This window comes from Streptomyces sp. NBC_00102, from assembly GCF_026343115.1.
Taxonomy (GTDB): Bacteria; Actinomycetota; Actinomycetes; order Streptomycetales; family Streptomycetaceae; genus Streptomyces.
In genome coordinates this window covers 80209-100887 of record NZ_JAPEMC010000004.1, presented here as the reverse complement: position 1 = coordinate 100887, position 20679 = coordinate 80209, and the positions used below count along the sequence as shown (strand labels likewise).

The 20679-nt window shown below is 72.3% G+C and carries 16 protein-coding genes; 13 read left to right on the top strand and 3 right to left on the bottom strand.

What is annotated here, in order from left to right; translation table 11 throughout:
- Positions 1-119 precede the first annotated feature (119 nt).
- The 4 genes from OHA55_RS33615 (at position 120) to OHA55_RS33600 (ending at position 4375) form a co-directional block, all read left to right on the top strand.
- Positions 120-1088: a Ku protein gene (locus tag OHA55_RS33615; RefSeq protein ID WP_266713769.1), complete on the top strand. Its 969-nt coding sequence runs from the start codon at positions 120-122 to the stop codon at positions 1086-1088.
- 12 nt (positions 1089-1100) lie between these two features.
- Positions 1101-2057 (top strand): non-homologous end-joining DNA ligase, encoded by a 957-nt coding sequence (ligD, locus tag OHA55_RS33610; protein WP_266713767.1) that lies wholly within the window; start codon positions 1101-1103, stop codon positions 2055-2057.
- Between the two features lie 328 nt (positions 2058-2385).
- Positions 2386-3237, top strand: a complete 852-nt coding sequence (locus tag OHA55_RS33605; protein WP_266713765.1) for an aldo/keto reductase — start codon at positions 2386-2388, stop codon at positions 3235-3237.
- A 163-nt stretch (positions 3238-3400) separates the two neighbouring features.
- Entirely contained in the window at positions 3401-4375 is a 975-nt protein-coding gene (locus OHA55_RS33600; protein ID WP_266713763.1) for an aldo/keto reductase, read from the top strand.
- 479 nt (positions 4376-4854) lie between these two features.
- Here OHA55_RS33600 and OHA55_RS33595 read toward each other — a convergent pair whose 3' ends face one another.
- Positions 4855-5520, bottom strand: coding sequence for a lysophospholipid acyltransferase family protein (locus OHA55_RS33595; protein ID WP_266713761.1), 666 nt, complete (start codon positions 5518-5520; stop codon positions 4855-4857).
- 511 nt (positions 5521-6031) lie between these two features.
- Positions 6032-9829, bottom strand: coding sequence for a S8 family serine peptidase (locus tag OHA55_RS33590; RefSeq protein WP_266713759.1), 3798 nt, complete (start codon positions 9827-9829; stop codon positions 6032-6034).
- 554 nt (positions 9830-10383) lie between these two features.
- Between OHA55_RS33590 and OHA55_RS33585 the strand changes: the two genes are divergently transcribed.
- The 3 genes from OHA55_RS33585 (at position 10384) to OHA55_RS33575 (ending at position 12318) form a co-directional block, all read left to right on the top strand.
- Positions 10384-11265, top strand: a complete 882-nt coding sequence (locus OHA55_RS33585; protein WP_266713757.1) for an SDR family oxidoreductase — start codon at positions 10384-10386, stop codon at positions 11263-11265.
- Positions 11266-11362: 97 nt separating this feature from the next.
- Positions 11363-11548, top strand: a complete 186-nt coding sequence (locus OHA55_RS33580) for a DUF6480 family protein (protein ID WP_266713755.1) — start codon at positions 11363-11365, stop codon at positions 11546-11548.
- Between the two features lie 296 nt (positions 11549-11844).
- Positions 11845-12318: a hypothetical protein gene (locus OHA55_RS33575; RefSeq protein ID WP_266713753.1), complete on the top strand. Its 474-nt coding sequence runs from the start codon at positions 11845-11847 to the stop codon at positions 12316-12318.
- Positions 12319-12397: 79 nt separating this feature from the next.
- Here the strand turns inward: OHA55_RS33575 and OHA55_RS33570 are convergent, their stop codons facing one another.
- On the bottom strand, positions 12398-14071 hold the full coding sequence (locus OHA55_RS33570) for an MFS transporter (protein ID WP_266713751.1): 1674 nt from the start codon (positions 14069-14071) through the stop codon (positions 12398-12400).
- Between the two features lie 267 nt (positions 14072-14338).
- On the opposite strand from OHA55_RS33570, the gene OHA55_RS33565 reads away from it, so the two are divergent.
- The 6 genes from OHA55_RS33565 to OHA55_RS33540 all read left to right on the top strand — a co-directional run bounded on the left by OHA55_RS33565 (position 14339) and on the right by OHA55_RS33540 (position 20641).
- Positions 14339-15046 carry a cupin domain-containing protein gene (locus OHA55_RS33565; RefSeq protein ID WP_266713749.1) on the top strand — a complete coding sequence of 236 codons (708 nt, stop codon included), beginning with the start codon at positions 14339-14341 and terminating at the stop codon, positions 15044-15046.
- Positions 15043-16134, top strand: a complete 1092-nt coding sequence (locus OHA55_RS33560; protein WP_266713747.1) for a hypothetical protein — start codon at positions 15043-15045, stop codon at positions 16132-16134. The genes OHA55_RS33565 and OHA55_RS33560 overlap by 4 nt, the downstream gene beginning before the upstream one ends.
- Positions 16135-16241: 107 nt before the next feature.
- A complete protein-coding gene (locus OHA55_RS33555; RefSeq protein ID WP_266713745.1) occupies positions 16242-17321 on the top strand; it encodes a hypothetical protein in 1080 nt (359 codons plus the stop codon).
- A complete protein-coding gene (locus OHA55_RS33550; RefSeq protein WP_266713743.1) occupies positions 17318-18259 on the top strand; it encodes a hypothetical protein in 942 nt (313 codons plus the stop codon). Before OHA55_RS33555 ends, OHA55_RS33550 begins: the two co-directional genes overlap by 4 nt.
- 12 nt (positions 18260-18271) lie before the next feature.
- Positions 18272-18820, top strand: a complete 549-nt coding sequence (locus OHA55_RS33545) for a hypothetical protein (protein ID WP_266713741.1) — start codon at positions 18272-18274, stop codon at positions 18818-18820.
- 45 nt (positions 18821-18865) lie between these two features.
- Complete coding sequence (locus OHA55_RS33540; RefSeq protein ID WP_266713739.1) at positions 18866-20641, top strand: asparagine synthetase B; 1776 nt, start codon at positions 18866-18868, stop codon at positions 20639-20641.
- Positions 20642-20679 lie beyond the last annotated feature (38 nt).

The following is a 20679-nucleotide window of genomic DNA, read 5'->3' as shown; positions in this document are numbered from 1 at the left end:
TCCGTGCGGAGCTCCGCCGGACGGGCCCGGAGGGGTGCGGGCAGCTGCCCGTCCCTCCGCCGACCGATACCTGTCCCGTCCGCCCCCGACCGGGGTGGCGGGGCCCCTGGAGGCAGTCGATGCCGCGACCCCTGTGGACCGGTGCCATCAGCTTCGGGCTGGTGACCATCCCGATCAGAGTGGTGTCCGCCACCGAGGACCACGGCATCCACTTCCGGCAGGTACACCTGGAGGACATGGGCCGTGTCCGCACCCGCAAAGTGTGCGAGGTGGACGGCGAGGAGGTGCCCCAGGACGAGATCGCCAAGGGGTACGAGGTAGCCAAGGACCAGACCGTTCCGGTGACCGACGAGGAACTGGGCAGGATGCCGCTGCCGACCGCCAAGGCGATCGAGATCGTCGCGTTCGTCGAGGCCGGCACCATCGACCCGGTACGGATCGGCGATTCGTACTTCCTGGCGGCCGACGGCGAGGTGGCGAACAAGCCGTACACCCTGCTGCGGAAAGCCCTGGAACGCTCCGACAAGGCAGCCGTCGCCAAGTTCGCCTGGCACAACCGCGAACGGCTGGGGCTGCTGCGGGTGCGGGAAGGGGCGATCGTGCTGCATTCGATGCGGTGGCCCGACGAGATCCGCAGTCCCCGGGAACTCGCGCCCGAGGCCGTCGAGCTGGACGAGGGTGAGATCGACCGGGCCGTGGAGCTCACCGAGACCATGGCCCTCGAAGGTATCGACGGGTTCCGGGACGAGTACCGGACCGCACTGGAGGAGCTGATCGCGGCGAAGGCGGAGGGCCGGGAGCCTGCCTCGCCCGCCGCGGAGGGCGAGGGGGAACCCGGCAAGGTGGTGGACCTGATGGCCGCCCTCAACGCCTCGGTCAAGGCAGCGCAGGAGGGGCGGGGCGAGCACGGCGGCGACGCCACCGTCCACGAGATGCCCGTCGGCGGCCGGGACACGCGCAAGAAGGCGGCTCCCGCGCGCAAGGGCACGGCGAAGAAGAGCACGGCCGGGAAGTCCTCCGCTGCGGAGAAGACCGCGAAGAAAGCCCCCGCACGCAAGGCGCCGGCCAGGAAGCGCAGCGCGTCCTGAGGCGCCGGGCCCATGGACCTCCCCCGGATCGCCCCGATGCTCGCCACCCCCGGCAGGCTGCCGCCCGCCCCGGTGGACGAGCGGTGGGCCTACGAGGTCAAGTACGACGGGCAGCGCGCGGTGGTCTGTCTGCCCGGTGACGGTACGGTGCGCTTGCGTTCGCGTTCGGGTGCGGACATCAGCGCCGCCTACCCGGACCTCGCCCCGCTGGGTGCGGCCCTGGGGAACACGGCCGCGGTCCTGGACGGCGAGATCGTCGCGTTCGACGACTCGGGGCGCAGCGACTTCGAACGTCTGCAGTCCCGCATGGGCCTGGCGGGCACCCCGGCGAAGGCGGCCAGGATGGCCCGTACCGTCCCCGCGCACCTGGTCCTCTTCGACGTCCTTTTCCTCGGCGCCGACCCGCTGATGCCACTCCCGTACACCGAGCGCCGCGCCGCCCTCGAATCGCTCGGTCTGACCGGAACGCACTGGTCGACCCCCGCCTTCATCGCGGGCCACGGTGAGCGTGCCCTGGAGGCGACCCGGGCCGCCGGTCTCGAGGGGCTGATCGCCAAGAGGCTGGATTCGGGTTACGAACCGGGGGTCCGCTCACGTGCCTGGATCAAGATCCGTCACGTCCGGACCGCCGATGTCGTCGTCGGCGGCTGGCTGCCCGGCCACGGCCGGCTGAGCGATCTGCCGGGCGCCCTGCTGCTGGGCGAGCGGCAGGACGGCGAACTGCGCCACATCGGGAACGTCGGCACCGGATGGAGCGACAGGGAACGGCATGCGCTCGCCGGGCTCCTGCACGCGGCTGCGAGTGCCGACTGTCCCTTCACCCCTCCCCCGGCGGTCCCGGGCGCACGATGGGTACTGCCCCGCCTGGTCGGCGAGGTGGCCTACGCCACCCGGACCCGTGCCGGGCTGCTGCGCCAGCCCTCCTGGCACCGGCTGCGCCCAGACCTGACACCGGACGACCTCGGCTGAGACGGCTCCTCCTGCCAGGTGAGCGGTGAGCGAGAGGGGCCCTGGCACACCCCCTCTGGCCACCCCCCGGCAGAACCCGGTCTGCCTGTCCGGCGTGCGGGCCACCAAGGTGGACGACGTTCGCCCCCTCACCGCCCGGCTCGGCGTCGCGCCTGCGGGGGAGACCGGTACCGGCGACACAGACTGAACCGGAACCGCCCCCGAACACCTCGACGGTGTCTCTCGGGCCGCCGCCGCGGGCTGGAGCTTCGCCGAAGCCGGACGACGGATGCCTTTTCTTCGCCCCACCCTCACGAGTTCGCCCCATCCTCACGAGAAGGAAGACCTCATGCAGCACGTCACCCTCAACAACGGCGTCCGGATGCCGGTCCTCGGCTTCGGCGTCTACCAGATCCCGGCGGAGCAGACCGAGCGGGCCGTCTCCGAAGCGCTCGCGGCCGGGTACCGGCTGCTCGACACGGCCGCCGCGTACGGCAACGAGGAGGCGGTCGGCCGTGCCATCGGGTCGAGCGGCATCCCGCGCGAGGAGCTCTTCGTCACCACCAAACTGTGGGTCCAGGACGCACCCGCCGAGGCGAACGCCCGGCGCGCCTTCGAGACCTCGCTGCGCAAGCTCGGCCTCGACCACCTCGACCTGTACCTGATGCACCAGCCCTTCGGTGACGTGTACGGCCAGTGGCGGGCCATGGAAGAACTGAACCGCGAGGGACTGGCCAGGGCGATCGGCGTCGCCAACTTCTACCCCGACCGGCTGCTCGACCTCACCTTCAACAACGAGATCACGCCCGCCGTCAACCAGATCGAGACGCACGTCTTCTTCCAGCGCACCGCCGACCAGGACCTCATGCGCGAGCACGGCGTCCAGCACCAGTCGTGGGGCGGCTTCGCCGAGGGGAGGAACGGCCTGTTCACCAACCCCGCCCTCAGCGCCATCGGCGAAGCACACGGCAAGTCCGTGGCACAGGTCGCGCTGCGCTGGCTGATCCAGCGCGGTGTCGTCACCATCCCGAAGTCCGTCGACCCCGGCCGGATGGCACAGAACTTCGACGTCTTCGACTTCGAGCTGACCGAAGGGCAGATGGCCGCCATCGCCGCCCTGGACACCGGCGAGTCCCTCTTCTTCGACCACCACGACCCCGAGATGGTCACCTGGCTCAGCAAGCGCCGTCTGGAGGGATGACCAGCGGGCTCGCGGGGGGCCATTGCCGGGGGAGAAAGAGCGTGATCAGGTGAATCCGATCATCACCCCTGATCTCCCGAATCTCGAACACCGGAACACCGGAACACCGGAACACCGGAACACCGGAACACCGGAACACATCGGAAAGAAAGAGCGAGGAACCATGAAGCACATCAAGCTCGGCGACCTTGAGGTCTCCCGCATCGGCCTGGGCGCGATGGGCATGTCGCACGGCTACACGGGCGCGGGCACCGACGACGCGGAGTCCGTACGCACCGTGCACCGCGCCCTGGAGCTGGGCGTCACCTTCATCGACACCGCCGAGGTCTACGGCCCGTACATCAACGAGGAGCTCATCGGCCGCGCTCTGAAGGGACGCCGCGACCAGGTCGTGCTCGCGACGAAGTTCGGTCTGATCTCCCACACCGGCCGCGAGGGCGGTCCCGACAGCAGCCCGGCCAACGTCCGCACCGCGGTCGAGGGTTCCCTCAAGCGCCTCGGCACCGACCACATCGACCTGTACTACCAGCACCGCGTCGACCCCGGCACTCCGATCGAGGAGACCGTCGGGGCGCTGGCGGACCTGGTCGCCGAGGGCAAGATCCGCCACATCGGCCTCTCCGAGGCCGGCCCGGACACCATCCGTCGCGCCCACGCCGTCCACCCCGTCACCGCCCTGCAGTCCGAGTACTCACTGTTCACCCGGGACCCCGAGGCTCACGTGCTGCCGGTGCTGCGGGAGCTGAACATCGGCTTCGTCCCCTTCTCCCCCCTGGGGCGCGGCTTCCTGACCGGCGCGATCCGCTCCGCCGCCCAGTTCGCACCGGACGACTTCCGCGCCGACAACCCGCGGTTCGCCGAGGAGAACTTCCAGCACAACCTGCGTCTGGCCGACGAGGTCGCCGCCGTCGCCGCCGGGACCGGGGCGACTCCGGCCCAGGTCGCTCTCGCGTGGCTGCTGGCCCAGGGGGACGACATCGCGCCCATCCCCGGCACCCGCCGGGTGGCCAGGGTCGAGGAGAACACCGCGGCCGATGCCCTGACGCTGACCGCCGAGCAGCTCGCCCGGCTCACGAGCCTTCCCCCGGCAGCCGGAGACACCCACAACGACGCCCAGATGCGCATGATGGAGCGCTGACCACCGCCCCGTCCGACCACCACGAGCACGGGAAACGTCCCGTGGTGTTCGTTCCGTCCGGCCGACCCGGCAGGGGCCTGGTCGGCCGGACGCGGGAACGCCCCTGCCGCTCTCCCCGCGGGTGAGCGGCAGGGGCGAAATTTCACACCCCGGGGAGCGACACCGGCACCGGACGTCGTGAACCCGTGGAGCCCGACCGCGGTTTCGGTCCGTCTCCGCCGCCCGGGTCCGCGGATTCGAAAATCCTCTGTCACGCGGCGGGCGACGGCCGGTCGAACCGACGTATCCCGGTCGTGCGGCGGGAAGGTTCATGGGACTCAGGAGGATCACGCGTGTCACGCCAAGTTCCGGTGGTCGGTCCCGACGGGACCTGGCCAGGTGTTCTGTCCACGGAGGTTGGTGACAGGTTTCACGGTGGAGTGATCTTGAGCGAGTGAGGCTTCCGGGTTCGGTGTGGATTGCGACGTCTCCTCCGCCCGTCACGCGGTGGGCGAGGCGGCCGTCTCCCCCAGGTGAGCGGCTGCCGTGCGCCAGGCGGCCGTGACGGCCCGGTGCGCCGTGGCGGTCGCGGCCGGAATGTCCTCGGGCAGACGGACGGGGCTGCCGAAGTGGACGTGCAGGCGCGGTCTGCGGGCCGGTGCGGTCAGGAGCCCGGCGATCTGCTTCACGGCCCCGCCGGAGACCACGCGGCGCGCGCCCGCCTGGCCGATCGGTACGACCGGCGCACCGGCGGCCAGCGCCAGGCGGGCGAGTCCGCTGCGGAACCGCTCGGGCGCCGCCTCGGCCGGGTCCTTCCGCAGGGGCAGCCGTCCCTCCGCGTAGATGAGGACGATCCGGCCGGACCTCAGGGCCGTGGCCGCTTCGTTCAGGGACTCGGCCGCCCGGACGCTCCCCCGGTGGACCGGCACGTGCCCGCCCCTGACCAGCAGTGGGCCGAGCACCGGGATGCGCCAGAGGCCGGCGGTGGCGAGGACGACCGGCTCGACCCCGTGGCGGAGCAGTGCGGCCAGCACGATCCCGGGGTCGACGAGCGAGGTGTGGTTGGCGACGACGATCGATCCGGGGGCGGGGGCCGCCTCCTCGTCGGACGTGGTCGTCAGGTGTCCGAGGGAGGGTACGACGGCGGCGGCGATGCGGCTGAGCACGGGTTCTCCTGCGGTCGGTCGGCGTGGCGGCTTCCATCGTCCGGCAGCCGGCCCCGCGCGGCCTGAGTCGCCGTACTCAACCCGGCACGGAAGTTCGGAGCGCTTCGGTACGCGCGCCACCGACCCCGGTCACGGGCGGTCGGACGGGGCCGGTCGGGCCGAGGGCCCCGCTCCGCCGCCGGCCAGTGGCCATGCCTCGGCGAACAGTTCGGGGAGTGTGCCCGGGAGCAGTTCAAAGCCGAGTACCTCGTTCCCGTCCGCGTCGGGCCGCGCGCCTACGGGGGGAGCCTTCAGGCTCTCCACCGGCGGAGGCAGGACTGCCCGTAGCCGCCCGCACCGGGGTTGCCTGCCAGGGTGAGGGCGGCTGCCGGTCCGGTGTCCCGGGGTTCCTCGCCGGACAGCGCACGGGCCGGGCCGGATCGCTCCGGCCCGGCCTCGGCCGGGTGTCACCGGCTCCTGTCGGTCAGGACCACCGCCCCGCCGGGCGGTTCATGATCGGGCGAGGTCGCTGTCAGGCGATGCCCGCCGCCCGGACGATGGTCTGGGTGACGGTGTTGCCCCGGCTGTCGGTGGCGTGCACCCGCACCGTGACGTAGTCCGTGCCGCGGGGGGCGTCCAGCCGGACCGAGGCACCCTTCGAGGTGGACCGGACGGACGTCTTGTGCCAGTGCGCGCCGTCGTCGTAGGAGAGCTCGACGGCGGTGGTGCGAAGCGACGCCTTCGGCCCGCCGGGCAGGTGGGACGGGGTGACGAGGAGGGGGGCGTTCCTCTTCGCCGATCCGTCGGCGGCGGTGTCGAGGTCGTAGTCGAGCTGGATCAGCGGGAGCTGGCCCACCTCCTCCGGGTCCATCGCCGCCTTGGATTCGAAGGTCCACTCCGTCCTGGTGCTGGTCGAGAGGGGGTAGTCGCCGGTGCGGGCGGTGGTGGTCACCAGGCGGTACGACGCCTTGGCGTCGGGCACGTCGGCGTAGAGGTAGCCGCCGTCCGTGGTGGCGTCGAGCTTTCCGTTGCGATAGAGCTCCGTGGTCTGCGTGTTGGGTCCGTAGCCGGCGGTTCCCGCGTGGTTCTCACCGGAGTCGCCCCAGCCGGGCACGTAGGCGGCGATCTCGGAGCCGGTGCGGGTGGGCAGGTCGATGCTGGTGTTGACCCGGGGCCGCTGGAACGGGCCGAACCAGGTGACCTCGGTGGTCCGTCCGGCCGGGTACTCGATCAGCTCCGATCCCTGCAGGGACTGCGGGCCGAGCTTGGGAGCGTACTCGTACGTCTCCTCGTACCAGCGGAACGAGCTGTCGGTGGTGACGTAGTCGGTGCGGTGCGCCCCCGCGGTGGACAGCGCGGTCACCCCGCTGCGCATGGTGGCGTAGGGCTGGATGTCGAAGCGGTACTCGTCGACGCTGTGCGTGGGGTCGTTGCGGAAGTCGACCTCGACCTTGGCGAGTTCCCGCTCCTTCGGGGCGTAGGTGACGTCGGCCGGAATCCGGTCCTTCCAGGACTTCACGAGGTCGTAGAGGTAGTCCGTGTCGGGGTGGGAGGCGATACGCAGGCGCGCGGTCCCGGTGGTGCTCGCGCCGATGCGGGCGACGAGTGCGTTGCCGCTGCTCGCGGTGATCCCGGCGACGGCCACCTTGGTGCGCTTGACCGCGTCGTACAGCCGGCCGTTGCCGTTCTTGACGATGAGGAGAAGCTTCACTCCGGCGTTCTCGGCCTCGGTGATCTGCTCGTCCGCGTCGTCCTCGTCGTCGCTCTGCCGGACGACCACGGCCTTGTTCTGCGCCTTTCCGGCGCCGAGGGCGGCGTAGTCGTCGGCGAGCCCGTCAACGGCGAACACCGCGTCGACGGTGCTGTCGCCCGGGGGCAGACTGCCCGAACCGGGCGCCACCCAGAGGTCGTCCAGGTTCTGGCTGCCCGAAGTCACGCTCAGGACGGGCTGTTTCTTGCGCCAGCGGAGGGTGACCAGGGTGTTTCCGTCTGTGACCTTCGGCGCCTGCTGGAGCCAGACGCTGTCGTAGCGGGTGCCGACGGTCAGGTTGGACATCGCACCCTCTCCGCTGTCGAACACGCGGATGTAGTCGACGCGCCCCTGGTTGTCCGGGGTCGCGGGCCGGGGGGTGACGGCTCGGGCCTCGTGGAGGGCGGCTCCGCCCAGGACGAGTTCGGTGTCCTGGTGGACCTCGACGGACGGGGCGTCGAGCAGGCCGAGGCCCTCGGACGAGGCGCCGTGGGTTCCCTTGACGGTCGCCAGCGACCAGACCGCGTACGTACCGGGAGCGACGACCGTGTCGATGACACCGTTGTCCGTCCCGGCATAGCTGTACGCGTAGTCGCCGCCGCCCTGACGGAGCAGCTCGACCAGGGTGTTCCCCACGACCGGGTTGCCCTGCTGGTCGAGGAGCTTCATCTTGAGGTGGTAGGGCTTCTCCTGGGTGCTGACGCCGACGAGGGTGCGGGTCGCCACGGTGCCGTTCAGGGTGCCGATGACCCGGCTGGTGAAGCGGTGCGCGGCGGGTGCCTCGTCCAGGTGCGTCGTCAGGGTCGCCGAGGCGCTTCCGTGGGCGGGTACGGTGAGCCGGTCGGCCGAGAGCGTGAAGAGCCCCTCGGGAGCGCCGGACGCCTCCGTCGAGAGGTCGACGACCACCGCGGAGTCGGCGGTGTTGGTCCACTCGACGGTCTTGTCCACCGTCTCACCGGGCGCACCGCCCAGGGAGTGGATTCCGGCGTCCACCGCCGCGGTGGCGAAGAGGGTGGCCCTCGTGGCGGCCACCGCGTCCACCCGGCCGTTGCCGCCGTCGTCGACGCCGATCGCGGGCAGCGCCTTGGAGGTGCTGACCAGTGCGTCCTTGAGCTGCGCGCCCGTCCAGTCGGGGTGCTCGGCCGCCAGCAGGGCGGCGACGCCCGCGACGTGCGGGGTGGCCATCGAGGTGCCGCTCTTCGTCGTGTAGTACCCCTCGCCGTCCCAGCTGTTCCGGGAGCGGGCGGCGAGGATGTCGACACCGGGTGCCGTGATCTCGGGCTTGATGCCGTCGTCGGCGAAGCGCGGGCCGCGGCTGGAGAAGTCCGCGAGGGCGTCCGCCGAGTCGACCGCGCCGACCGTGAGGGCCGCATCCGCGGTGCCCGGGGAGCCGATGGTGTGGGCTCCGGGACCGGCGTTCCCGGCGGCGATGGTGAACAGGGCACCGGTCTCGGCGCTGAGTTCGTCGACCGCCAGGCTGAGCAGGTCGGTGCCGTCGCTCGGGGCGTCGCTTCCGAGGCTCATGGAAATGATCTTGGCCTTGGCGTCCCGCGCGGCCCATTCCATGCCCGCGAGGATCCAGGAGTCCTGGCCGCTTCCGGTCATGTCGAGCACCTTGCCGACGTGCAGCCTCGCGCCGGGAGCGACGCCCCTCTCCTTGCCCCCGGAGGCGGCACCGCTGCCGGCGATGGTGGAGGCGACGTGCGTGCCGTGCCCGTGGAAGTCGTCGATGTCCTCGTCCGGGACGAAGCTTTCCGAGGAGGCGATGTTCTGGAGGTCGGGGTGCTCGACGTCGTATCCGCTGTCCAGAACGGCGACGTCCACTCCTTCACCGGTGTTGCCGCCCTGCCAGACCTCGGGGGCGCCGATCTGCTCGGTGGAGTCGGCCATCAGTGCCTCGGCCTTGCCGTCCAGCCACACCTTGGCGACACCGCCCGAGAAGCCGTCCGCGGCCGGCTTACCGGCATCCCGGGCGAACGAGGCGGCGGGGGCGGCGGTGAGCGACTTCCAGAAGTCGGCGACGTCGTCGTGATCCTCGGCCAGCGCGACCCCGTCGACACTGGTGAGCAGATGCGCGTCGGCGGGTTCGGCAGCGGACCTGAGCAGACCGTTGCCGCCGTTGCCGGCAGCGCTGCGGGACGCGGCGGCGGAGTCGTACGTGACGATGAGCGGCACGTGGTCCATGTGCGCGTCGTCGTAGCCGTCCGCGATCAACTGGGTGACGTTGAAGAGACGTTGGTCGATCTGCCCGGAGGCCAGGTAGGGGCGGGCGGCTGCCGGGTAGACGAAGGTGTCGTCACCGACGGTGGTGATGCTCGCCGCGGCTTCCGCGCCGTCCGGTCCGACCACCGATATCGCGGCGGGGAGATTCCCCTTGGTGGTGACGGTGACCTTGTCGCCCGTCACCAGGGTGACGGTGGAGGACTTTCCGGGACCGGCGGCAGGAGCGCTCGGCGCACTGCCCGGGACGGTGCTGGAAACGGCGGATGCGGTGCCGGTCGCCGATGGGATCGCCACGGCGGCCAGCAGGACAGCTCCGATGACCGGCAGGACATATCTGCCGGTGGGTTTGATGGTCAAAGCGTTTCCTCGACTCGTAAGGATGTACGGCCGAGCGGGAACCTATACGGACGGCGAGCTCACCCACCAGAGCGTCTCCGGCCCGTTGAACTGCTGCTTAATCAGACCGAAACCGAGTCTCCGCTATCCGGCCACCGCGGTGGCAAGCGCTTTCGGATTTGTCCCCATGATCCTCAACTGACCTTGACCGCAAGGCAACAGACTGATCATCAATTTACGTGAGTGTCACGAGCGTTCAAATCGACATCAGGCCGGCGACGAGTCGGCGGACCACCGGTCCGCAGGACGACCGGACCGCCGGTCCGAGCGCCGTGACGCTCGGACACGGCGACCGGTGCCCGGCACCGGCCCGAAGCCGGTCCCCCGTCCCCCGCCTGCCGGGCCCGTCCCCGCACCCGGCGGCCTCCGGCTCCGTCCGGGCACCACACGGACCGCGGGGCCGTCGGCCCGCAGCGCGAGCCCTATCGGGGCCGGCGTGCTTGGGTGGAACAGGCGGCCCGGCCGCCATCGGACCGTCGACGCACGGTCACCTCCGCACGGCCGAGGAGTGCAGGATGCGCGACAGGAAACCACTGGCAGGGCGGCTCGCGGTCGTCACCGGGGCGGCGCGCGGAGTGGGCGCCGGGGTCGCACGGGAGCTGGCGCACCGGGGAGCACGTGTCGCCCTCCTCGGACGGGAGGCAGTGGCGCTGGAGCAGGTGGCCCGGACTCTGGAGACGGACGCACACTGCTTCGAGGTGGACGTCACGGACGACACGGCCATGGAACGCGTGGCGGCCGAGGTCTCCGCCCGCCTGGGCCGGCCCTCGGTCGTCGTGGCCAACGCCGGGGTGGCCGAGGGCGGCCCCTTCGTCACGTCGGACCCCGTGAGCTGGCGCCGGGTCGTCGAGGTCAACCTCGTCGGCAGTGCCGTCACCGCGCGCGCGTTCCTGCCGGGGCTGCTCGCGACGCACGGCTACTTCCTCCAGATCGCCTCCACGGCCTCGTTCGGCGCGGCACCCATGATGAGCGCCTACTGCGCGTCCAAGGCGGGCGTCGAGTCGTTCGCGCACTCCCTGAGGGCCGAGCTCGCCCACCGCGGGGTGGGCGTCGGCGTCGCCTATCTCAGCTGGACGGGCACCGACATGATCCGCGATGCCGACCGGTACGACGTGCTGCGCGAACTGCGCGGTCACATGCCTCCCCCCGCACGCCGGGTCCACCCGGTGGAGCAGGTGGCCGGCTGGCTGGTGCGCGGCGTCGAACGCCGCTCCCCCACGGTGTACGCGCCGCCGTGGCTGCGGCTGGCGCAGCCCGTGCGCCCCCTCCTGCCGCAGGTGGTCACCTGGGTGTCCCGGCGGCAGCTTCCGCGCCTGGAGGAGCGGGCCCGTTTCGAGGCCACGGGACTGCTGGGCGCGGGCGGGCAGGCCGCGCGAAGGGCGAGAGGGCAGGAGTGAGCGTCCGGGCGGCCTCGGGCGCCTGGGACGTCCGTCCCCCGGCGACGGGCCCGCGCCACGGCATGCGCCGGAGCGCGGGTGGAGAGACGGTTGACGCATGACTACTGCACTGAATCCCCCGGGAGAGACCCCGCCGGCCGAAGGCTGCATCGGCGAGGCGCACCAGGAGCGCGCGGACGGAGGCATGTGGGAGCACCCGGCCGTGTGGGCGGCCGTCGTGCTGGTGGGCGCGGTCATCTTCGCCGCCTTCTTCCTCGCACGGATCTTCGGCTGGGGCGGCTGACTCCCGCCGCTTCCCCGCTCCGTCCGTCTCCGTTTCCGGCGCCGGCTCCGGCCGCGTCGCAAGGACCTTCGTCCTGCGCGTCGCCCCCGGCCGTGCTCCGGCGGTGAAGGCGCGCCACCCCCGGGCCGTGCTCCGGCGGTGAAGGCGCGCCACCGCCGGGCCGCACGCCTTCACCGCCGGAGCGCTCGCACGGGGCGGTAGGGGCCGGCCGGACGCCGAGCGGCTGCCTGCTCCACCCACCCGGGTCCCCGCACCCCCCTGGCGTGGACCACCCCGTCTCCCTACCGTGTCCGACCATGGAATGGATGACGCTGGTGGCCACGCTTCTCGGTGCGGTGATCGCCATGGGCTCGACGCTGCTGATCGAGTCCCGCAAGGACCGACGTGAGGCCGCCGGGGAGTGGCGGCGTAGCAGGCGCGAACTGTACGGGGCCTACCTCCGGACACTCTCCCAGGTGCGTGGGGAGCTGCAGCTCCTGATTCTGGACCGCTCGCTGACCGATGCCGATCGGCTGGTCCGAGCCCGGCAGAGCTTCGCCAAGTGCTACGAACTCCGTTATCAGCTGGAGGTTTTCGCCCCGCGCTCGGTGGTCGAGCCCGCTCTCGACTACTTCCGCAGCGTGCGCAGGCTGCGGGACGAGGCCGGCGACGGGGTGGTGACCGGCGACGAGCGCTGCGAGCGTGCCTTCGTCGACGTCATGGACGCGCTCGCGGCGGTACGCGACGCCATGCGGCTGGACATGGGGACGGACGCGCTCGCCGCTCACTGACCCCCTGTACGCACGCTCCGGCCACGGCCGGACGGCGCTCTCCACCCGCGAGTGGGCGGAGAGCGCCGTCCGGCCGTGGTCAGTCCGCCGGTCTTCCCGGTGGCGACGGCCCGTCGTCCGGCATGCCGTCCGGCTGGGCCGTACCGTCCCCGCCCCGGGCGCCGGAGGCCCCCGTACCGACCGGGGCAACGCCCTCGTCCTCGTCCACGGCGGGCGCCGCGCCGCCCTGGAGCCGTTCGCGGTCGGAGGCGCGGACCTGGATGACGAAGAGGGCGATCAGCGCGGCGAGTACGGCGAGCACGGCCGCGACGATGAAGGCGGCGGAGACACCGGACGCCAGCACCTCGTTGCCCCAGGGCGGCGGGAGTTCGCCGGTCCGGCGGAACTCCAGCTGCTGCGCGGGGGTCGCCTCCTGCATGAACTTCGGGATCTGGTCGGTCGCCTCGTTGCGGCTCGCGGTGCCGAAGACCGTGACGAGGATGGACAGTCCGAGCGAACCGCCGACCTGCTGGGTGGCGTTCAGGATGCCGGAGGCCGCTCCCGCTTCCTTGGGGCGGACACCGGAGACTGCCATCAGGGTCAGTGACACGAACTGGAGTCCCATGCCGAAGCCGAAGACGAGCACCGGGCCGAGCAGGCTGCCCAGATAGGTGCTGTTCGCGTCGGTCAGGGTCAGCCAGCCGAGTCCCCCCGCCGCCAGCACGGCGCCCGTCACCATGAACGGTTTCGGCCCCCATTTGGGCAGCAGCTGGGACGCGATTCCGGCTCCGACCGCGATGATGGCGCTCACCGGGAGAAAGGCGAGCCCGGCGCGCAGGGGGCTGAAGCCGAGGACGTTCTGCACGAACAGGGTCAGGAAGAAGAACATGCCGAACATCGCGGCGGACAGGGACAGCATGATGCCGTAGGTGCCCGCGCGGTTGCGGTCGCGGAACATCCACAGCGGGGTGATCGGCTGTTTCGACCGCTGCTCGTTGGCGATGAACGCCGCGAGCAGCACCACGGCCGCCGCGAAGGCCCCGAGGGTGATCGAGTCGCTCCAGCCGTCCTCCGACGCCCGGATGAATCCGTAGACGAGCATCACCATGCCGAGTGTGGAGGTGAGAGCGCCGAGGAGGTCGAAGTGGCCCGGGTGGCGTACGGACTCCGGTATGTAGCGGGGGGTGGCCAGTGCGATCAGGAGGCCGATCGGCACGTTGACGAAGAAGATCCACCGCCAGTCGAGCCACTCCACCAGCAGACCGCCGGCGAGCAACCCGATCGCGCTGCCGCCCGCGGAGACTGCGGCGAAGACGCCGAACGCCCTGTTCCGCTCGGGTCCTTCGCGGAAGGTCGTGGTGATCAGTGACAGTGCCGTGGGGGACGCGATGGCGCCGCCGACGCCCTGGAGGGCACGGGCGGCGAGCAGTTGCCAGGACTCCTGCGCCAGACCGCCGAGCAGCGAGGCGAACACGAAGAGCAGGACGCCGAAGATGAAGACTCTGCGGCGTCCGAGGATGTCACCCAGCCGTCCGCCCAGCAGGAGCAGACCGCCGAACGTCAGCGTGTAGGCGTTGATCACCCACGAGAGGTTCTCGGTGCTGAATCCGAGCGAGGTCTGGATGTGCGGGAGGGCGATGTTGACGATGGTGATGTCGAGCACCACCATGAGCTGGCACGAGGTGATGACGAGGAGCGCCATCCCTTTGCCGCGGCCTTCGTCCTTGTTGCCGGGCGCGGCCAGACGTGCGGCATTCGCCGGGGAGTCCGTCATATCAGTACCCATGTCTGCCGACGGCGGCGCCCACGGTCCGTGTACGGGCCCGGACGCGTTACCCGTTCGACGGTAGGCGCCGGGCTGCGGCACCGCCATTCGGGCGGCCGGCGGCCACCGGCAACGCCGCATGCCCGTCCCGTACGCCTCCGCGTTCACCGGGACTTCACCGGAGAGACGCTCCCGTATCTCCCCCATGGGACCCCTGCCGCCCTACGATTCCCCCGTGACGCGCGCGCCGCGCGCCACGGGGCAGGGGGAGGCGCGATGGGTACGGGCGGGGAGATACCGGACCGGGTGCGGGGGCTGCTGCCCCGCGGGGTGCGTCTTTACCATGTGCGCCCGGACGGTTCCGTCGTCGTCGCCGACCGTGACGGCTGCCGGCCGCTGGGCCCCGACGGCGGGATGATTCCCTTCATCGACGACGGACAGTTCGCCCACTACCTGGTGGGCGACGCGGCGACGTCCCCGGAGCGGCCGTCCAACGCGACGGTGAAACTCGGGCTGGTCGGCCCCCGGAGCGCGTTCACCCCGCACGCCCACGGCGGCGAGCACTACGTGCTGTCCCTCGGTCACGCCTCTTGCGGGCTCTGGGACGTCGAGCGCGGGAGGACCGCCGAGGTACCGCTCGTGCCCGGGATGCTCATACGCATTCCGGAGTTGATGCCCCACTCCTTCGCCAACCGGGGGAAGCGTCCGCTGACCATCGTGACGGCGAACACGGGATACGGCATCGACCACGAGGACTACGCGATCACCGCCCCGGAGGCGGAGCGCCGCGCCCGCGGCGGTGCTGCCCGCCAGGGGCGCGGCGCTCTCGCCACGGCGGCCGCCACCGACTTCCGGGCCCTCGCGACGGCCCTGCGCTCCGTGGAGGAGCGCCAGCGGGTGCACGGCATCGCCCCGGCCACGGTCCGGGAGCGTCTGGCGGACCGGCTGCGCCGGGTGGCGACGGCCCTGGAGGCGCGCCCGTGATCTGTCCGCACTGCGAGCACGAGCTGCTCCGCAAGGAACGTCCCGGCAACAGGTGCGCCTACTGCCGGCGCGTCTACGCGCTGGACCCGAAGACCAACGCCCTCAAGCTGAGCGACCTCCGGGTGCGGCGCGCGATGGCCGCGCTGTCGGCCGACGGCCGGCTCGCGGTCGCTCCCGGGCAGCTCTGGTACGCGCTGTCCCGCCGTTCGCTGCGGACCAGCGGCCTCGGCGCGGTCTGGAACCCTCTGACGGGTGTGCTGGGCTTCGGGCTCCTGCTGGCCGGTGTCGTGATCCCCTTCGTACCGGCCGTCGTCGCCGGCGGGATTCTGTCGCTGGTGTCGGTGTCCTTGGTCGTCGCCCGCAGCACCGGGGTGGGCCGGGGTGTTCCGGCCGTGGACCGCGACGCCTTCCGCTCCCGGGTCCTCGCCCCGTGGCTGAGGGTGTACGGCGAGCTGCCGACGGGCATGGTGGACGACCCCGTACGGGAGTGGAAGCCGCAGAGCGTCCGGCCCGCGCGGCGGAAGACGGTGGCCCCCGCGCCACCCCGGGACGCCGGGGCCCCGGGTGTCCTGCTCTGTCCCGATCCGTCGATCATCGCGTTCCTCGCTGCCGAGGGGGTGGCCGACGACTACGGCCTCGCGCTCGTCCGCACCCTCGACGAGGCCGCGGCCCTCGCGCCCCGGGGGCCGGTGATCGTGCTGCACGACGCCGACGCGCACGGTGCCCTGCTCGCCCGGCGCGTCCGCGAGGCGCTTCCGCGGGTCAGGGTGGTGGACGCCGGACTTCCCGTCCGCAAGGTCCGCGGCCTCGCCCATGCGGTGCCGGTACGCGACCGGTGGCGCCGGCCCGACGCCGCGGCGCGACGGGAACTCGCCGCTCTCGGCGCGTTCACCGAGGCGGAACTGAAGTGGCTGGGACGCGGCTGGGGGTTTCCGCTCGTCGGGCTGCCTCCGGCCCGGCTGCTGGACGCCGTCACGCGGTGCGCGGCCAGGGCCACCGGACGCCCCGATACCGCTCGCGCCGGGGCCGCCGAGTTGGGCTTTCTGACCTGGCCCTCCCCCGGCCCGGCGGAAGGGGGCGGAGAGTGATCTGCCCGGGCTGCGAGACGCGGATCAACCGGAAGGAACGCGTCGGCGGCACATGTGTGCGCTGCGGAAGGCGTTTCGCCCTCGATCCGTGGTCGGACGGGGCGGGGATGCACGACCTGCGCATCCGACGCCGCGTCGAGCGGGCCACCGGCGACGGCCGGCTGAGGATCACCCTGACCCAGCTCTGGTACGCGTGCCGGTCGTCCAACCCGTCCTCGGAGGCGTCCCCCCGGCGCGGAATACGGGCGTGGGTGCGCTGGGCCGTCGCGCTGCCGCTCTCCGCCGCGCTGGTGGCGGGGGCCGTAGTGGCGCGGGGCGGGCTCGGGACGGTCTGCCTGTGGCTCGTCCCGGTGGTGCTGGTCCTCGCGGCGGCGCTGCGCCACCGGCCGGAGCGGCCCGCGTCCGCACTGGTGCAGCCGCCGGAAAGCACGTTCCGTGCGCTGATGCACGGTGCCTGGACGGCGACCTACGGCGGGCTGCCCGAGGGGGTGGTGGACGACCGCCGCGCGGCCGGCACCGCCGCACGTCGGCGCGGGGTCAAGGAGCGATCGGGGCCGCCGGAGGTGGTCGTCCTCTGCACGGAGCCGGTCGTCGCACGCTTCCTCATGGAGAACCGGCTGCCGGACCGCCCGCACAACCTCCTGACCACCAAGGCGGCCGGGCGCACCGGCGGCCCGGACGGGCCCGGACGTGTGCGTGAGGTTCTGGAGCTGCTGGCAGGTCACCGGACCGGTCTGCCGGTCGTGGTGGTGCACGACGCGGACGCGGCGGGCACCCTGCTCGTACCCGTTCTCCGGGCGGCCCATCCCGGCCGGACCGTCGTGGACGCCGGGCTCCGGCCGGGGGCGGTCTCCCGCAACAGGCGTGCCGTCCGCCGCTTCTCCGCGGGTACGGGGCTGGACGCGGAACTGCTCCGCACGGTGGCAGGCGTGCCCGAGCAGGAGGCCGAGGCGCTGGCCGAGGGCTGGTGGTGGCCGATCGCCGCGGTGCCTCCCCCGGTACTCGCCGAGGCCGTCACCAAGGCCGTCGAGCACGCCGTGAGGGCGCCCGCCCCGCCGCCGTACCTCCCCGGGAGCCCGCTCGCCCAGGGATTCCTCACCTGGCCCGACACCGTCGGGAAACCACTGCCCTCCGGAGCCGGTACCCGTTCCCGCAGCGACCGGAAGCACGACAGGAGCACCTCATGACACCGCGACGCCCTCCCGCCACCGGGGCGCGCGCCCTCCAGGACCGGGACCGGCCCGGCGTGCCCGGCGCCCGCCTGCTCGCCCGCGCGCTGGACGCCGCCCTGCACGCCGCGATCGACGCCGCGGCCGTGCGGGCAGCCGGACAGGGCGGCCTCCGGTTCACCGAACGGCAGTTGTATTTCGAGACCTGCCGGGTGCTCGATCCCTCGCTGACCGTGCTGAGCCGGGTTCCGCGCACCGCGCGGCCGTATCTGCGGCTGCCGTCGTTCACCCGTGCCCTGGACGCCCGGGGGCGGGACACCGTCCCGGGCCTGCTGCCGCCGCCTCCGCCTCCGCCGAAGGAGTCGCGCGCCCCGGAGCGGGCGAGCGAACCCGACCTTTACTCCTACGGACTGCCCCGTCTCCTGGTCTGCCAGGACCGTGGGATCGCCCGGATGCTGCTGGCCAACCACGTCCATTTGGAAGCGGCCTGCCCGGTCCTGGCGGTGGCCGGGGCGCTGCCGTTCGACCCGGGGCTGACCGGCGCCCTGGAGCGCGCGGGTGGGGCGACGGTGTACGTCCTCCACGACGCGAGCCCTCGGGGAATCGCCCTGCGCGGCCAGGTCCGGGCGGCTCTCGGGCCGGTTCCCGGCGTGCGGGTGTCCTCCCTGGGGCTCGTACCGCGCCATGCGCAGGCCATGCGGCTGCCGGCCGGGCGCGGACCGGTCCATGGGGCGGAACTCGCCGGACTCCCCGGAACGCTCCGGCCGCAGGAGACGGCGTGGCTGGCCCGGGGCCGTTTCGCCGAGGTCGCCGCCGTATCTCCCGAGCGGCTGGTCCGCGGGGTGCTGCGTCTCACCCGGGGACCGCGGATACCGCGCGCCGGCGTGTGGGCCGGACTGCGGGACCTGCGCACCAAGGGTTTTTTGACCTGGCCCGATTCGACCGGACGACCCTGAGGACCGCAGACCATGATCAGGCCGAGAGAGACCGGCTACAGCGACGAGCTGCTGGCGGACGGCAGTGTGCACCGCACCTACGAGGACGGCCGGCAGGAATGGCGCCGGCGCGATCCCTCGGTACCGGGGCTGGTGCGCTGGCACGACAACAGATCGGCGTCGGGCACCGACGAGCTCCTCGGCGACCGCATCGTCAAACGCGTCTCCAACGGCGGCGTCTCGTACGGCCGGGACATCGGGTACGGGCGGACCGTCTGGGGGCGCGACTCGCTCACGGTCAACCGCACGTCCTTCGGCGGCCGGATGGGCCTGCTGCTCGCCGGTGTCGGGGTGACGGCCCTGGCCGTCACCGAAGCACAGTTGCCGCCGCTGAGCCTGTCCCCCGACGAGGAGGAGGAACTGCGCCGCCAGGCAGAGGCGTCCGGAAGGGACGGTGGCGCGGGCGGCGAAGGCGCCGGTTCCAGCGACTTCGGCGACTCGGGCGGCTCCGGGGACGACGAGTGGGACGGTGACTGGGGCGACGAGGACGACGGGGGCTGGAGCGACGACGACTTCGGCTGATCGAGGAACGGGCCGGCGAGGAACAGAGCGGAAGGGGAGCCGTCGATGGCGCGGTTCTGTGTGTGTCTGGCACCCACGACGGACGGGGCCCGCGCCCATGTCCGGGCGATGGGCGCGATCCGTGGCGAGGTGCGGGAGGTCGCCGTACCCGGCGCGGACGCGGCTCTGCTGCGGGGCGAACCGGGCCCGGCGGTGGGGCCGTTCACCGCGTGCGGCCTCACCGCGACCGGTGAGGTCACCCTCCACAACAGGCCGGTGCTGCTGAACGCGCTGGAGGAGAACGGCACTCCGGCACCGGTGCGCTGCCCGGACGCCGAACTGCTGCTGCGCTGCTGGGCGTCGCTCGGCGCGAAGGGGGTGGCGCTCGCCGAGGGCATGTTCGTGCTGGCGGTGCTCGACGGTACCGACCTGGTGCTCGTACGCGACCAGGTGGGCGCCCGCACCCTCTTCTACGCGCGGGCGGACGGTGCGTGGGCCGCCTCCTCCTCGCTGCGGGCGCTGCGCCGGTGGCCGACGCTGGACACGTCCCTGGACCTGGCGGCGGTCCGCTCGTTCCTGACGTTCGCCTACCTGCCCGGCGAGGAGACGCTGCTGACGGGCGTGCGGGAGGTGCTGCCCGGCCGGATACTGCGGCTGTCGCCGGACGGCTCGGTGACGGAAACCGTCCACTGGGAGCCCGCGGAACGGCTCGGCAGGACCGTCCCCGACGACCCGCACGACCATGTCCTCGCGCTGCGGGCCCTGTTGGAGGACGCGGTGGCCTGCCGGCTGCCCTCGGCGGAGCCGGTGGCGGTGCTGCTGTCCGGGGGCATCGACAGTTCGCTGGTCACCGCGCTCGCGTCGAAGCTGCACAGCCGTCCGGTCCGCACCTACTCCATCAGCTTCGGCGACGAACTCCCGAACGAACTGGGCTATTCGGGTCTCGTCGCCGCGCACTGCGGAACCCGGCACAGGGTGCTGAACGTGTCCGGAACGACGGTCGCCGCGCGGCTCGCGGAGGCGGCCTCGCTCCTCGACAGTCCGGTGGGCGACCCGCTGACGGTGCCCAATCTGCTGCTGGCGGAGGCGGTGGCCGACGAGGGGGCGTCGGTGGTGCTCAACGGCGAGGGCGGCGACCCCGTCTTCGGCGGACCGAAGAACCTCCCGATGCTGGTCCAGGAGATGCACCGGGAACCCGGGGCGCCGTGGGACGAGGACCGGGCCACCGCCTATCTGCGCTCGTACCGCAAGTGCTGGACGGACCTCCCGGTGCTGCTGACCCCGCAGGCGCTGGACGCGCTGGCGGACGCTCCCCGCCCGCAGCGCTTCGTCGAGCCGTACCTGATGCCGGGCCCGGACAGCCCGTACCGCATGGCGAGCCTCCTCAACCAGCTGCTCCACTGCAACCTGCGGACCAAGGGGGCCCACCACATCCTGACCAAGGTCGAGCGGCTGACCTCCTCCCAGGGCATCGAGGGCCGCGCTCCGCTCTTCGACCGCCGGGTGGTCGACCACGCCTTCGCCACTCCCCCGGGGTACAAGCTCCGGGGCACGGTGGAGAAGTGGATCCTCAAGGAAGCGGTGCGCGATCTGCTGCCCGGAACCGTCGTGGACCGTCCCAAGAGCGGGATGAGAGTGCCGGTGCAGCAGTGGCTGACCGGGCCGCTGCGGGACCTCGGCAACGACCTTCTGCTGGGGCGCGGGGCCCGGGAGCGGGGCCTGTTCCGCACCGACACCATCCGTACCTGGCTGAAGGGCGGGGGCACCCTGCTGCCGCGCCAGGGCGGGAAGCTCTGGCTCGTCCTCACGCTGGAGCTCTGGCTCCGTTCGTACGACATCTGACGGGCGGCCCGGGCTCCGGACACCGCACGACCCCCTGA

Coding starts and splice junctions, on each gene's coding strand:
- OHA55_RS33615 (WP_266713769.1), top strand. CDS start 120: ATGCCGCGACCCCTGTGGACCGGTGCCATCAGCTTCGGGCTGGTGACC.
- ligD (WP_266713767.1), top strand. CDS start 1,101: ATGGACCTCCCCCGGATCGCCCCGATGCTCGCCACCCCCGGCAGGCTG.
- OHA55_RS33605 (WP_266713765.1), top strand. CDS start 2,386: ATGCAGCACGTCACCCTCAACAACGGCGTCCGGATGCCGGTCCTCGGC.
- OHA55_RS33600 (WP_266713763.1), top strand. CDS start 3,401: ATGAAGCACATCAAGCTCGGCGACCTTGAGGTCTCCCGCATCGGCCTG.
- OHA55_RS33585 (WP_266713757.1), top strand. CDS start 10,384: ATGCGCGACAGGAAACCACTGGCAGGGCGGCTCGCGGTCGTCACCGGG.
- OHA55_RS33580 (WP_266713755.1), top strand. CDS start 11,363: ATGACTACTGCACTGAATCCCCCGGGAGAGACCCCGCCGGCCGAAGGC.
- OHA55_RS33575 (WP_266713753.1), top strand. CDS start 11,845: ATGGAATGGATGACGCTGGTGGCCACGCTTCTCGGTGCGGTGATCGCC.
- OHA55_RS33570 (WP_266713751.1), bottom strand. CDS start 14,071: ATGACGGACTCCCCGGCGAATGCCGCACGTCTGGCCGCGCCCGGCAAC.
- OHA55_RS33565 (WP_266713749.1), top strand. CDS start 14,339: ATGGGTACGGGCGGGGAGATACCGGACCGGGTGCGGGGGCTGCTGCCC.
- OHA55_RS33555 (WP_266713745.1), top strand. CDS start 16,242: ATGCACGACCTGCGCATCCGACGCCGCGTCGAGCGGGCCACCGGCGAC.
- OHA55_RS33550 (WP_266713743.1), top strand. CDS start 17,318: ATGACACCGCGACGCCCTCCCGCCACCGGGGCGCGCGCCCTCCAGGAC.
- OHA55_RS33545 (WP_266713741.1), top strand. CDS start 18,272: ATGATCAGGCCGAGAGAGACCGGCTACAGCGACGAGCTGCTGGCGGAC.
- OHA55_RS33540 (WP_266713739.1), top strand. CDS start 18,866: ATGGCGCGGTTCTGTGTGTGTCTGGCACCCACGACGGACGGGGCCCGC.